Below are 13231 nucleotides of genomic sequence, written 5' to 3'. Positions count from 1 at the left end.
GTGGATGGGCGCGCCGCTCGACCGGGAACCGGGAGCGGCGCGAAACGGCCAAATGAACTCAGAGGACGCCGGCTTCGTTCTTGAGCTTCGAGACGAGCTCGGACACGGACCCGACCTTGACGCCGGCCGAGCGGCCCGGGGGCTCGGAGGTCTTGATCACCTTGAGCCGCGGGGTGACGTCGACGCCGAGCTCCTCCGCCGACAGCGTGTCGAGGGGCTTCTTCTTCGCCTTCATGATGTTCGGCAGCGAGGCGTAGCGCGGCTCGTTGAGGCGCAGGTCGGTCGTGATGATCGCAGGCAACTTGAGGGTCACGGTCTGCAGGCCGCCGTCGACCTCGCGGGTGACGTCGATCGACTCGCCCTCGAAGGCGAGCTTGTAGGCGAAGGTGCCCTGCGGCCAGCCGAGCAGGGCGGCGAGCATCTGACCGGTCTGGTTGCAATCGTCGTCGATCGCCTGCTTGCCGAGGATGACGAGGTTGGGGCTCTCCTTCTCGACGACAGCCTTGAGGAGCTTGGCCACCGCCAGCGGCTCGCAGGTCACGTCGGTCTTCACCAGGATGGCGCGGTCGGCGCCCATGGCGAGCGCGGTGCGCAGCGTCTCCTGGGCCTTGTCCGGCCCGATCGAGACGGCGACCACCTCGGTGACCTTGCCGGCTTCCTTGAGCTTGATCGCCTCCTCGACGGCGATCTCGTCGAAAGGGTTCATCGACATCTTGACGTTGGCGAGTTCGACGCCGGAGCCGTCGGCCTTCACGCGGATCTTGACGTTGTAGTCGACAACCCGCTTGACGGGCACGAGAACCTTCATGGGTGCAGCTTCCTCCAGCACGTCGCGGCGGGCACGGAGCCCTCTGAGGCGGGCGAACCGCACCGTCGACGATGATCAACCATGGTTGAATTAGGGCGCGGACCGTAACGAGGCCATTTCGGCCTTGTCAACGCAGGCAACCCACCGAGAGGGGCCTGCCAGGGCTGCGATTTCGCCGGATCTGCAGGGCAGGCGTCACCGCATGGTGCCGATCATGTCCGCCGGAACGCCGGTGATGTCGTCGAGGACGAGCTGGTTCATGGCGCAGATGAAGGAGGACAGCCGGTAGCCGTCGTGGCGCGAGAGCGCGTTGTCGAAGGCCCGCACGTTCCAGAACGGATCGTTGGCGGCGGTGATCGGCGCGATACCGGTGAAGTGCAGCCCGTGCAGGAATTCCGCCGCCGGTCCACCCTGCCCGCGCACGCCGCGCTCGGCCGGCGCAAGGGTCTCGCTGTCCCAGAACGAACCGAACTGGCCGGCCTGCGCGGCCCGCGCCCGCGTGAGCCAGCGGTTTGTCGGCGGGCACGGGATCGGGGCGTCGGCGAGGGTGGCGTAGGGGTGGTGTTTCTCCGCCCCGGATGCGTGCAGCCCGAGCAGTTCGTGCGTGGTGCCGAACGGGGCAGCCGAGCGCTGCGCGTCGGCCAGCACGCCGGCGGCCGGGCGCGGCGGATCGAGATTGCCGATCGTGTGCGAATCCTCGCGGGACGAATCCTGGAACGGGAAGGTCGCCGCCAGCAGCGACAAGGCGCGGATCGGCAGCGTCTGGAGCCGTGAAAGCCAGTCCGCGGGTGGCGTCGGCGCGCAGCTCTCGCCCGCCGGGCGGCGATGTTCGAGGCGGGCGGCAACCCTGCCGAGCCAGCCGGCAGCGGGGCGATAGTCGAACTTGAAGGTCGGAAACAGGTCGTGCGTCGCCCAGTCGTAGTCGACGCCGGCATCGAACATCGTGTCCGTGCTGTCCAGCCGGTCGCGGATCCGTGCCCGCGCGGCCTTGTAGCCGTCGTCGACGTCGAGGCCGATCCAGGCGCAATCGCCCGCGCGCAGCCCTCCGGCCGGGAAGGCGAGGGCAGCCGTGACCGAGACCACCACCGGCCTCTGCGTCGCGGGGAAGAAGCCGGTGTCGCGCTGGACCTCGGCGAGCGGCGTGTTCGGGTCGGCATGCGTCGCGATGCGGCTCCAGACCTCGCGCTGGATCGCCGTCCACTTCGTCGCCTCGGAGGCCGGGTTGATCAGGAGCACGAGGTTGCCGAGGACCGGCGGCAGGGCCTGTCCCGGCTTGTGCCGGCGCACCGCCTTGACGAGGTCGTCCTTGAGCCCGGTGGCGAGCATGTTGCCGCCGAGGCTGTGGCCGGCGATCACCATGCGGTTGTGCGCGCGCGGATCATCCGGCTCGTGCCCCAGGGGCGGGGCCAGTACGCCTTCGAGGGTGCGCAGGGCCGAGATCGCGGCCGGGGCGATCGCCTCGCTCACCGGCTTCCGGTCGAACAGCGTCGCCCCGGCGGAGAGATTGCCGAGGAAGCCGCCGACGGTCTCGCCCAGACCGGCCTTCAGGCCCTTCTCGTCGACGCGGGCGCCGCGCCAGCCGATGTAGATCGCGGTGACCTTCGTCGCGCAGGCGCTCGGCTCGACCGGGCAGCGCTCCCTCAGGAAGCGCGCCGCATGGGCCGCGTAGAGCCGCAGGTCCGCGACGTTGCCGTCGCCGATGCGCGCATCGTGGCGCCAGCCGTGAATGAAGACGATGACGTAGTGCGATCCGGTGGAGAGGTGCTGCTTCAGCGCATCGAGCTGGGTGACGACCGGCTGCGGCAGGGTTCCCTCCGGGCCGGGCGCCTTGGCTCCGTCGTGCATCCGGTCGCGCAGCATCGCGGAAGTCATCACCGCGTCGCCGCCGCGGGCGTTCTGCGAGACGAGCGCGTAGGGCTCGCCGGTCTCCTGGAATTCGAGGAAGCCGAGATGGTAGTCGAGCGGCTTGCCCTCGGGTTGCGTCGACGGCACGAGGTGGCGCTGAAGCGCGCAGCGCAGCCGCGTGCGCCAGGCCGGGTCCTCGGCGATGGCGGCGCGCTCGTCGTTGCTCGCATCCTCCCAGCCGCCGTCGTCGGGCTCGCTCACCGTACGCAGCCGCTCGCGCCCGAGATCGGCGAGGATCGGCCAGCCCGTGGCGAGCCCGTTGCGGCAGGCGGGCAGGGCCGGATCGAGGTTGCGGTAGGCCCTGGCGTTCGGCGTCGACAGCACGACGTAGTTGATGAACAGCACGCCGAGGCCAAGCAGCAGCGTGCCGACGAGCGCCGCGACCAGCAGGCGCACCAGCCGCGCATAGGCCCGCCAGATCCAGCGCAGGGCCGCCCCGAGGCGGGATCGCCGGTGACGCCCGGCCGTGGCTGATCCCATCTCCACGCGTCGGCACTCCCGGGTCGATGACGGGCATTCGGCCGGCAGGGCGGAGCGGTTACGCCACCGAGCCTGCCGTCGTTCCTACGTCTGCGACGCCAGCCGGCCCCGCCGCCGCCTGCCCACGGCCTTGCTCAGCACGCGGGCCAACTCCTCGACCGAATACGGCTTCTGGAGCAACTCGAACTCGGAGACGCCCTCGCGCGCCAGCACGTGGCTGTAGCCGCTCGCCAGCACCACCGGCAGGTCGGGCCGCAGGCGGCGGATCTCGCGGGCGAGGTCGACGCCGTCGCGGCCCGGCATCACCACGTCGGAGAACACGACCTCGAACCGGAACGGGACCTTTTCGAGCTCCGCCAGCGCCTCGTCGGCGTTGGCGGCCCAGACGGTGCTGTAGCCGAGCTCGGCCAGGGTCTCGGCGGCGAAGCGGCCGACCTCGCGGTTGTCCTCGACGAGCAGAACGCAGGTTCCCATGCCGTTCGTCACGGGCTCGGCCTCGGCGGCCTGCTCGCTCCGCCCGGCCGGACATTCGGCCCGCGGCAGGTAGAGCGTGAAGGTGGAACCCTGGCCGAGCGTGCTCTCGACCATGATCTCGCCGCCCGATTGCTTGGCGAAGCCGAAGACCTGGGAGAGGCCGAGCCCGGTACCCTGGCCGACGCCCTTGGTGGTGAAGAACGGCTCGAAGATCCGGTCCAGCTCGGCCGGCGCGATGCCCGATCCGGAATCGGTGATCGAGACCGCCACGAACGGGCCGGGGACGACGGCGTGGGCTCGCATCGCCGGCATCCGCGCGGCGCCGGAGACCGCGATGGAGAGCCGGCCCTCGCCGTTCATGGCATCGCGGGCGTTCACGGCCATGTTCACGAGCGCCGTGTCGAACTGGCTCGAATCCGCATCGATGTAGCAGGGCTCGTCGGGCACGCTGATGCTGACCGTGATGCGCGCGCCGGTGAGCGTCCCCACCATCTCGCCGATCGAGCGCACGCTCTGGGCGGCGTCGAACACCTCCGGCCGCAGGGCCTGCCGGCGGGCGAAGGCGAGGAGCTGGCCTGTGAGCTTGGCCGCGCGCTCCACCGTGTCCGAGATCGCGCCGATGTAGCGGACCCGGCGTTCCTCGGAGAGCTCGGGCCGCTTCAGGAGATCGGTGGACGACTTGATGACGGTGAGCAGGTTGTTGAAATCGTGCGCGACGCCGCCGGTGAGCTGGCCGACAGCCTCGAGCTTCTGCGACTGGCGCAGGGCCTCCTCGATCGCGGCGAGGGCGGCGGCGGATTTCTTCTCTTCGCTGATGTGCCGGCCGGTAGCGAAGATCAGGCCGCCCTCCGGCGCCGCCACCCAGGAGAACCAGCGCAGGCTGCCATCCGCGTGGGACAGGCGGTTCTCGAAGCTCGGCAGGGCGTCGCGCTCGGCATGCGCCAGCGCGTCCCGGGTCACCCCGGCATCCTCGGGCAGAACCAGATCGAAGATCGGGCGTCCCACCATCTCCCCCGGCTCCCGGCCGAGCAGCGTCGTGGCGGCGGGGTTCACGGAAACGATGCGGCCGTCCGGATCGAGGACGAGGTGGATGTCCTGCGCGCTGCGCCAGAGCCGGTCGCGCTCCGTGGTGCGTGCGGCCAGCTCCTCGCCCTGCGCCTTCTCGGCGGTGATGTCGCGCGCGCTGCAATAGACCTTACCGCCCTCGGGCACGGCGACCCAGGACAGCCAGCGATAGCCGCCCTCCGCATGGCGGTAGCGGTTCTCGAAGCTGAGGGCGGGTTCGCCCCGCAGCAGGGCGGCGTCCCAGGCGGAATGGTTGCGCGGGAGGTCGTCGGGGTGGAGGAAGTCGAAGAAGACCGTGCCGGCGACCTGCTCGGGCGTGTAGCCGAGCACGGTCTGCCAGGCGGGATTCGAGGTTTCGAAATACCCGTCGGCGTTCAGGACGCCGAGGAGATCGGGACTGACCTCCCAGACCCGGTTGCGCTCGCGGGTGCGCTGGACGACCTGCGCCTCGAGGCCCGCGTTGACCGCCCGCAGGGAATCCTGGGCGCGGCGCAGCTCCATCAGCGTCATGACCTGCCGGGCCAGCGCTTCGAGCGAGGTGGCCTGCTCCGGCGTCAGCCCCTCGGGACGCGGCTGGGTGTCGATCACACAGAGCGAGCCGAGGGCCACGCCCTCCGGCGTCTCCAGCCGGGCGCCGGCATAGAACCGGATGAAGGGATCGCCGGTGACGAGGACGTTCCCGCAGGTACGCGGATCCGCCGACAGATCGGGAATGACGAGCAGGCCCGGCTGCAGCAGCGCGTAGGAGCAGACCGATTGCGAGAGCGGCGTCTGGCAGGCGTCGAAGCCGACCCGCGCCTTGAACCATTGCCGGTCGCCCGCGACGAGGCTGACCAGGGCCACCGGCGTCGCGCAGATCCGCGAGGCCAGCAGCACGATGTCGTCGAAACCCTTCTCGGGGTTCGTGTCGAGGATGGCGTAGCGGTCGAGCGCCGCGAGGCGCGCCGCCGTCTCCGCCGCGTCGGACGCTTCCTGCGCGTATGGCGGGGATGGGGTCTCACTGCCGGTCATGACCATGCCCCGAGGAAGCCATCCACTCCGACATCCGATGAAAGGCCTCGGTCCATTGCACCTGATGGCCGGGCGAAGCGATCGGGGCGATATGCCGCCGGCCCGATCGCGCGGTAGCACGGGACGGCCGGTCTGTCGCGAACCTTACATAGGACGGCGGGCGGGCGTCCGGATGCCGGCTCCGGGTGCGGCCGAATACCGCCCCAAGGCCTTGGCCCATCGGCCTTTCCTGCAGTTCGACCTCCACATTGCCCGGCGGATTTCGACCGGATCGAAGCCACGTGGCGCCCGGTTCCGTCTCGCCGGGCCGGTCGGCCGAGGGACTGCCATGCGGTGCCTTTTCGTGTCCGCCGCGCGTTACACGTGCTAGTATGTTGCAACGCACAATGATCGCGCTCGCCGACAGGTTCGGTCCGCGCTCACCGGGAGTCGGCATGTACAACCCCTTTCACAGCGCCATGATGCTGAGCATCGAAGCCCAGAAGGTCATCGAGCTGCGCCTCGTCCGGATCGCCTGGGGCGGGCAGGCGGGCCAGGACGAGATCCAGTCGATGGTCGCCGAGAAGATCAGCGCCTCGATCGAGGCCTTCGGCACGCTGATGACCGGCGGATCGCCCGAGACGGTGGTGGAGCGCTATCGCGAGCATGTCGCCGCGAACACCGCGCGGCTTTCGGCCCCCTGAACCGCCATCGGCGGTTCTTGCTTTCAGCGGTTCTCGCCTAGCGGTTCTTGCCCGGCACCCAGAGCACGTCGGCGGCGCCGTTGCCGTTGGCGACGCGGGAGGCGACGAACAGGAAGTCCGAGAGGCGGTTGAGATACTGGATCGCCTCCGGCGAGATCTTTTCGGAGTCGATCGCGGCGAGTGCGACGGCGATGCGTTCGGCCCGGCGGCAGACCGTGCGGGCGAGGTGGAGCGCCGCCGCGAAGGCCGATCCACCCGGCAGGACGAACGAGGTCAGCGGCGCGAGGTCGGCGTTCAGCGCGTCGATGTCGGTCTCGATCCGCACCACCTGCGAGGCGACAACGCGCAGGGGCTCGTAGTCGAGGGGCTTGTCGCTCGGCGGCGTGGCGAGGTCGGCGCCGAGATCGAACAGGTCGTTCTGGATCGCCGCCAGCATCGCGTCGATGCGCGGGTCGGCATGGAGCCGGGCGAGGCCGATGCAGGCATTGGTCTCGTCGACGCAGCCATAGGCCTCGACCCGCAGATCCGCCTTCGAGCGCCGCTCGCCGTTGGCGAGGCCGGTGGTGCCCTTGTCGCCGGTACGGGTGTAGATCTTGTTCAGCTTGACCACGGCGCGTCCCCCTTCGAGCTCACGAAAAAGCCCGCCGGGCGAGGGTGTCTCGCGCGCGGCGGGCCTTGGCAAGGCGGAAGTCCGGACTGCCGGGCGCGACATGCACGCCCGGCAGCTTTGTGAAGCTCAGAAGGTGTAGCCGAGCTTGCCGCCGAAATTGGTCAGGCCGCGGTTGTTGGCGCAGAGGCCGGCATTCGACATGTGCTCGACGGTGGCCATGACGCTCCAGTGCTCGGTGAGCCGGAAGCCGAGGGCGGCCGCCTCGCGGAACAGCGGGGTGCAGCCCAGCGCGTTCATGGTGACGTTGCCGGGCACCTTCTCGCCGGTCTGGCCGTTATGCGCGGCCGCGCCGAAGAAGCCTTCCAGGAACACGAAGTTGTTCAGCGTCTCGGGGAAGAGGTCCACCGTCCAGGTGCCGCCGATATAGGCGTAGCTGGTGCGGCCGCCGAAATTGTAGCTGCCGCCCACCGTCGGGCGGGGAATCGCGCGCTGCCAGAACTCGTCCTGGAAGACCTGCGGCTTGGCGAACAGGATTTCGCCGTTGATGTTGTTGGTGTTGCCCTCGGCGCTGCCGGGGTCCTGCACCGCGCCGCCGATCCGAACCTCGGAGACGATGCTGTAGGGCTTCACGGGGGCGAGGTAGGGCAGGGGCGCCGGCTGGCGGGCGTAGCCGAGGTCGGCCGCCTGGGCCGCGCTCGTCACGGACGAGAGGGCGAGGGCGCCGGCGAGGAAGCGGGAGAGCGTGGCATGCATCGGCGGGCAATCCGGACTATTCAAGCCATGATCACGTATCACGGCCAAGCCGGACGCGGACGCCGATTCATCCCAGCCGTGCACGTTCACCGGCCAGTGCGACTTGGCTGCCACAGGTCGCGGCCGGCGCAGGTCGGCATCAGACCGAGCGCCACCACAGCACGCCCATGATCACGACGACGGCGAGGAACTGCAGCAGCACGCGCAGCCGCATCAGCCGCTGCGACAGGTTGGCGCTGCCGCCGCGCATCATGTTGGCGAGGCCGAGCAGAAGCACCGCGGCGACCGCGAGGCAGGCGGCGAGCACGATGGTGTTGGTGGACATGACCTGGCGTCCCTGAACTCTCGTCGGCGCGTCCTAGAGCAGGCGCGCACCATCCGCCACGGCGCGAACCGACAAATTACACCGGCGCCCCGTACGGCCGACGCCGCGAAGTACACCGACCATCAGAAATCAATTCCGGCGCAGCAGCCGCTCGAAGTAATCGAGCTCCTCCTGCGGGCGCGTCGGGTCGCCGAGCTTGCGCCGAAGCTCCTCCATGATCCGGCGGGTGCGCTGCACCGCCGATTCGTCGGCGGTGGGCACGCGCACGTTGCCGTTCGACAGGTCGCGTCCCTTGGTCGGACGGCCGAGCGGGTCGTCGTCGGCCGAGCCCGCCTGACCCTGCTGGCCGGGGTTCTCGCCGTCCTGCTGGCCCTGGCCCTGCCCCTCGGCTTCGGCCTGCTGCTGCATCTGCTGCTGCATGCCCTCGGAGCCCTTCTTGAGCCCGTCGAGGGCGCGGCCCTGCGCGTCGACCGCCTGGTCGCCCTGTCCGCGGCCGAGGGCGTCCTCGGCCTCCTTCATGGCCTCCTCGGCGTCGGACAGGCCCTGCTCACCCTGAAGGCCCTGCTCCTTCATGCGGTTCTGGAGCTCTTCGAGACGCTTGCGCAGCGCCTGCTGCTGCCCGCCGGGCTCGCCCTCGCCCTGCTCCTCACCCTGTCCCTGTTGGCCCTGGCCCTGCTGACCTTGGCCCTGCTGCCCCTGCTGGCCTTTCTGGCCCTGTTGCTGCTGGCCCTTCTGGCCGGGCTGCTTCTGGCCCTGCTGGCCCTTCTGCTGCTGGCCCTGGCGGGGCTTGCCCTGCTGGTCCTGGGACTCCTTGAAGGTCTTGTCGCGCAGCTTCTGCTGGTCGCGCGACATCTGGTCGAGCTCCTGCATCTGCTTGTCCATTTGCGACTTCTGCTGGTTCGGCTTCTGCCCGTTCTCGGCGCTCTGCAGGTTTTCCAGGATGCCGCGGAGCTGTTCGAGCAGGCGCTGCGCCTCGGCCGTGTCGCCGCGCTTCATCGCCTCCTGCATGTCCTGGATCATCTTCTGGAGCTGATCCGGCGTGACGGTCTTCTGCTTGCCCTGCGGCTGCTCGGATTGCTGCTGCTGGCCGTTCTTCGGGTCCTGCTTCTGGCGCTCGGCGAACTCCTTCATGAAGCGGTCGAGGGCCTTCTTGAGGTCGTCGGTGAGCTTCTTCACCTCCTCGTCCGGCGCGCCGCGCTCCATCGCCTCCTTGAGGCGGTCCTGGGCCGCGCGCAGGGACTTCTCGGCATCCGAGAGGTCGCCGTCCTCGATCTTGAGGGCCATCTCCCAGAGGAGGTCGGCCACCGCCGTCAGGTCCTCGTCGGATTTCGCGAGGCGGAGCCGGTCGGAGGCGGTCTTCAGTCCCAGGAAGATGCCAGGCTGCGGGGTAAAGCGGTCGGGCGCGATCATCAGCGCGTCGAGGGCGATCTGCACGCGCCTGCGGTCGTCGTCCGGCGCGGTGACGAGGCGGCGGCGCTCCTCCGCCAGCGCGCGGGCCAGCGGCTGGATGAAGGGCCGCGCCGGCAGCACGATCTCGGCGGGCGCCGTACGGCCCTCCTGTCCGGCCTCGTCCTTGACGACGAGCGTCAGGCGCACCCGCGCGCCCGACCACGGATTGTCGGTGAGGTCGACCAGCGTCTTGGTCTCGGTCGCGCCGGTGGCATCCGCCGGCAGCGCGAGGTTCAGCTTCGGCACCGGCACCAGCGAGCGGCCGGCCTTCAGCGGCTCGAGGATCCCCTCGGCGGAGGCGATGCCGTAATCGTCCTTGGCCCGGTAGCTCAGGTTGAAGGTGCCGCGGCCGTTGATGTCGAGGTTGCCCACGCGCTCGACCTCGGGGGCCGTGTCGGGGATGCTCTCGATGACGAGCCGGCGCCGCTCGCTGCCCTCGGTGCGGATTCCGAGTTCCGCAATCCCGCCGACGAGCCGGAAACGCTCCTCGCGCAGGTCGGATTGCGCCGTTTTCGAAGGGACGCCGCTCGGCGGGGCCTTGCGGGCGCCGGCTTCGTCCTTCCCCTCCTTGCGCACCGGTTCCAGCGCCGCGTTCGGCGTCAGCGTCGCCTCGCCGCGGCCGGCGATGCGCACGATCAGCGTCGAATTCACCGGCGCGCGCAGGCGCTGCTCGGCCTGCCCGCCGGGGCCGGCACCCGACATGGTCACGATCAGCGGCGGCAGGCGCGTGTAGAGCGGCGGGTCGATCCAGCCGTCGACGCGAAAGCTCGGAGCGGGGGAGGGCGGCGCGCGCCAGTCGAAGGCGGCGCCGACGCGCTCGCGCCATTCCGGGCCGGCGACGAACAAGGCGGCGATCGCCGCGACCACGAAGCCGGCGCGGAGCGCGAAGGGGTCGTGGCGCGGCATGTCGGGCTTCGGGCCCCCGGCGCGCAGGTTCGCGACGGCCCGCGCCGCCCGGCTCTGATGCAGCGCCCAGAGCGCCCGCGTCGCCGGGTCGGCGGTGCCGACGGCCAGGGTGTCCTCGATCGCGGAGGCCGGATCGTGCGCCGTCGCGCCGCCGGCCTGCCCGCCGCGCGCCGCCGCGCGGTCGATCCGCGCCAGGGCCTGCCGGCGGTCGAGGAGGGTGACTTTCAGGAGCGGGAGGAGGGCGGCGGCGGCGGCGAGGGCGAACGCGGCCAGACCCGCCATCCGCCAGGGCGGCGGCAGGTCGAGCCAGAGTCCGAGCCAGGAGGCGGCCAGGAAGGCCAGGACCACCATGAGGCCCCGCCACAGCACCGGCCAGACCCGCTCGAACAGCCCGGCCGCCCGCGCCCGCGCCACGAGCCGGTCGAGGGTCGCCCGCGCGGTGTCACGCGGTGTCCCGGAGGTCGCCGTTTCGGCCTCGCCCATCGTCGATCCGCTCTGGCGCCGGCCGATGCCGACGGTCGTGTTAACGAACCTAGCACCGTGGCAGCGGTCCATCATGGGGTCAAATCAGCCCAGGCGCGCTTGCCGGTTGCCGAGTGCCCGGCATTGCGTCATCGTCCGGTCATCTGTCTGGAACCGTACGGTTCGGCCCGCAGGTGGCGTTCCTGCAACCTTCGGTGCGGCAGCACTGATTTCTTCGAGAACCCTGTGCATCTCTACCGCCTCCGCGTCGCCTTTCGGGACAAGCGCGGCATCGTCCGGCCTCCGGCCCTCGACGAGACTCTGAAGGCCGCCAGCCTCCGGGAGGCCATCGGGGCGATCCTCGGCGACGCCGACCGCCTGCTCCTCGCGGGCACCAACCTCGCCTGGCTGACCGACACGGACGGCAACATGCTCTGGACGCTGCGGATGGACGAGCAGAACGCCGAGACGCCCTGATGCGGTCTCGCGACGCCGCTCCCGGGTGGACGGAGACATGAGCAAACCTTAACCTATCCGTATGTCCGATGATCGTTTCCAGCCTGACCGTGGACGGGAACACGGCGGCGAACTCTTCTCGGCGGTGCGATCCCTCGACGACGTCGTGGCCGTCTTGGCACAGTTGGCACGACGGCTGATCGGCGCCGACGGGATCGCGGTGGTGCTGCGCGAGGGCGGCTGCTGCCGCTACGTCGCCGAAGACGCGATCGCGCCGCTCTGGAGAGGCCAGCGCTTTCCGCTCGAAGCCTGCGTGTCGGGCTGGGCGATGCTCAACGGCGAGACGGCCGTCGTGCCCGACGTCACCCTCGATCCCCGGGTCCCGGTGGCGCCTTACCGGAACAAGTCGATCAGCAGCCTCGTGATGGCGCCGATCGGTGTGCCCGAGCCCGTCGCGGCCCTGGGCGCCTATTGGTGCGCCCTGGTTTTCCTGGAGGAGGCGACGGTGTGCCGTGTCGAGACCCTGGCCCGGCAGGCCACCGAGGCCATCGCGAGCCTGAACGCCGACGCGGAACGTGCCGCGCAGGGACACCCCCGGTACGCCGCTGGCTGACATCGTCCGCGGGCCGCGGTGGAGCCCGGGCACGGTCGATCTGGAAGAAGCGCCACCCCGCGTCCATCCGAACCTGCGCCCCTTTCCCGGACGCCTGGAACGCAGTGGAAGGTGATCCGGGATCCAGCGTGGACAAGAGCCGCGCCAGCGGCTCGATGTGGACGGCGCAGACGTTTCGACGCGTCGCGACGTCGTCATGCTGAACCCCGGAACGGGTTCCGCCGACGCTCCACCCGCCCGGGGACGGGGGCGGAGTCAACCGAAGGAATTCAACTGGGAACGGTATGCGGCAGGGCCCTCCTCCCCCCTGGGGGAGGTGGCCGCGAAGCGGACGGAGGGGGCTCGGCGGTGCCGGGATAGGCTCGGTGCCGCCCACTCCACCGCGCTGCGCGCGGTCCTCCTCGCCCAGAGGGCGAGGAGAGGCACGGCGAACGCTTCAATCGACCGGGAACGGTTTAAGAGGCCGCGCAGCGGTACCGGAATGAGGGGCGGACCGCCTAACCCAGCCACCCCGGCACGTGATCGAGCCCGATCAGCGCGTCGTAGCTCGTGCGCGGCCTGACCACCGCGGCCTCAGCGGCCTTCACCAGCACCTCCGGCACCAGCAGGCGGGTGTTGTAGGTGTTGGCCTGGACCGCGCCGTAGGCGCCGGCGGTCATCACCGCGATCAGGTCGCCTGGGGCGACGTCGGGCATCTCGCGGCCGAGCGCCAGATAATCGCCGCTCTCGCAGACCGGACCGACCACGTCGGCGACGATGCGGGGGGCGTCGGGGCCTGGCTCCACCACGGGGCGGAGCGCGTGATAGGCCTCGTACAGGGTCGGGCGGATCAGATCGTTCATCGCGGCGTCGACGATGACGAAGGTGCGGCCGGCGGTGCGCTTCACGTAGATCACGCGGGTCAGCAGGATGCCGGCGTTGCCGCAGATCATCCGGCCGATCTCGAAGACCGGCTTGAGGCCGAGCGGCTGGAAATGAGGGCGCAGCACCGCGGCCAGAGCCGTCGGGTCCGGCGGGGTGGTGTTGTCCTCGCGATAGGGGATGCCGAGGCCGCCGCCGAAATCGATGTGCTTCAGGCCGTGGCCGTCGCTCATCAGGTCGCGGGCGAGACCCGAGAGCCGGGCGCCGGCCCGGTCGAACGGCGCGAGATCGGTGATCTGCGAGCCGATATGCATGTCGACGCCGTGGACGGCGAGACCGGGCAAGGTTGCGGCGCGGGCATAGACCGCGC

11 protein-coding genes are annotated in these 13231 nt (G+C 70.4%); 3 read left to right on the top strand and 8 right to left on the bottom strand.

Features of this window, described 5'->3' with window-relative positions; genetic code table 11:
• Positions 1 to 58 precede the first annotated feature (58 nt).
• The 3 genes from MFF07_RS08215 to MFF07_RS08205 form a co-directional block, all read right to left on the bottom strand.
• Positions 59 to 808: an electron transfer flavoprotein subunit beta/FixA family protein gene (locus tag MFF07_RS08215; protein ID WP_147817868.1), complete on the bottom strand. Its 750-nt coding sequence runs from the start codon at positions 806 to 808 to the stop codon at positions 59 to 61.
• A 195-nt stretch (positions 809 to 1003) separates the two neighbouring features.
• Positions 1004 to 3193: a hypothetical protein gene (locus MFF07_RS08210; protein ID WP_238231537.1), complete on the bottom strand. Its 2190-nt coding sequence runs from the start codon at positions 3191 to 3193 to the stop codon at positions 1004 to 1006.
• Between the two features lie 84 nt (positions 3194 to 3277).
• A complete protein-coding gene (locus MFF07_RS08205; RefSeq protein WP_147817869.1) occupies positions 3278 to 5743 on the bottom strand; it encodes a PAS domain-containing protein in 2466 nt (821 codons plus the stop codon).
• A 434-nt stretch (positions 5744 to 6177) separates the two neighbouring features.
• Between MFF07_RS08205 and MFF07_RS08200 the strand changes: the two genes are divergently transcribed.
• Positions 6178 to 6426, top strand: a complete 249-nt coding sequence (locus MFF07_RS08200; protein ID WP_147817870.1) for a hypothetical protein — start codon at positions 6178 to 6180, stop codon at positions 6424 to 6426.
• Between the two features lie 37 nt (positions 6427 to 6463).
• Here the strand turns inward: MFF07_RS08200 and MFF07_RS08195 are convergent, their stop codons facing one another.
• From MFF07_RS08195 to MFF07_RS08180, 4 genes are all read right to left on the bottom strand, one after another.
• Positions 6464 to 7036, bottom strand: coding sequence for a cob(I)yrinic acid a,c-diamide adenosyltransferase (locus MFF07_RS08195; RefSeq protein WP_147817876.1), 573 nt, complete (start codon positions 7034 to 7036; stop codon positions 6464 to 6466).
• A gap of 126 nt (positions 7037 to 7162) precedes the next feature.
• Positions 7163 to 7789 carry an acyloxyacyl hydrolase gene (locus MFF07_RS08190; RefSeq protein WP_147817871.1) on the bottom strand — a complete coding sequence of 209 codons (627 nt, stop codon included), beginning with the start codon at positions 7787 to 7789 and terminating at the stop codon, positions 7163 to 7165.
• Positions 7790 to 7928: 139 nt separating this feature from the next.
• The gene (locus MFF07_RS08185; protein WP_147817872.1) at positions 7929 to 8114 is read right to left on the bottom strand and encodes a twin transmembrane helix small protein; all 186 of its coding nucleotides are present in this window, start codon (positions 8112 to 8114) and stop codon (positions 7929 to 7931) included.
• 129 nt (positions 8115 to 8243) lie between these two features.
• On the bottom strand, positions 8244 to 10952 hold the full coding sequence (locus MFF07_RS08180; RefSeq protein WP_238231534.1) for a TIGR02302 family protein: 2709 nt from the start codon (positions 10950 to 10952) through the stop codon (positions 8244 to 8246).
• Positions 10953 to 11177: 225 nt separating this feature from the next.
• Between MFF07_RS08180 and MFF07_RS08175 the strand changes: the two genes are divergently transcribed.
• Positions 11178 to 11408, top strand: a complete 231-nt coding sequence (locus tag MFF07_RS08175) for a hypothetical protein (RefSeq protein WP_147821707.1) — start codon at positions 11178 to 11180, stop codon at positions 11406 to 11408.
• 124 nt (positions 11409 to 11532) lie between these two features.
• Complete coding sequence (locus MFF07_RS08170; protein ID WP_373322285.1) at positions 11533 to 12000, top strand: GAF domain-containing protein; 468 nt, start codon at positions 11533 to 11535, stop codon at positions 11998 to 12000.
• A 497-nt stretch (positions 12001 to 12497) separates the two neighbouring features.
• Here the strand turns inward: MFF07_RS08170 and MFF07_RS08165 are convergent.
• Positions 12498 to 13231: diaminopimelate decarboxylase family protein (locus MFF07_RS08165; RefSeq protein WP_444543600.1), on the bottom strand; the 734-nt coding region annotated here is incomplete at its 5' end.

It is taken from the genome of Methylobacterium thuringiense (assembly GCF_022179645.1).
Taxonomy (GTDB): domain Bacteria; phylum Pseudomonadota; class Alphaproteobacteria; order Rhizobiales; family Beijerinckiaceae; genus Methylobacterium; species Methylobacterium thuringiense.
This window is presented reverse-complemented; position numbering and strand designations above follow the sequence as displayed.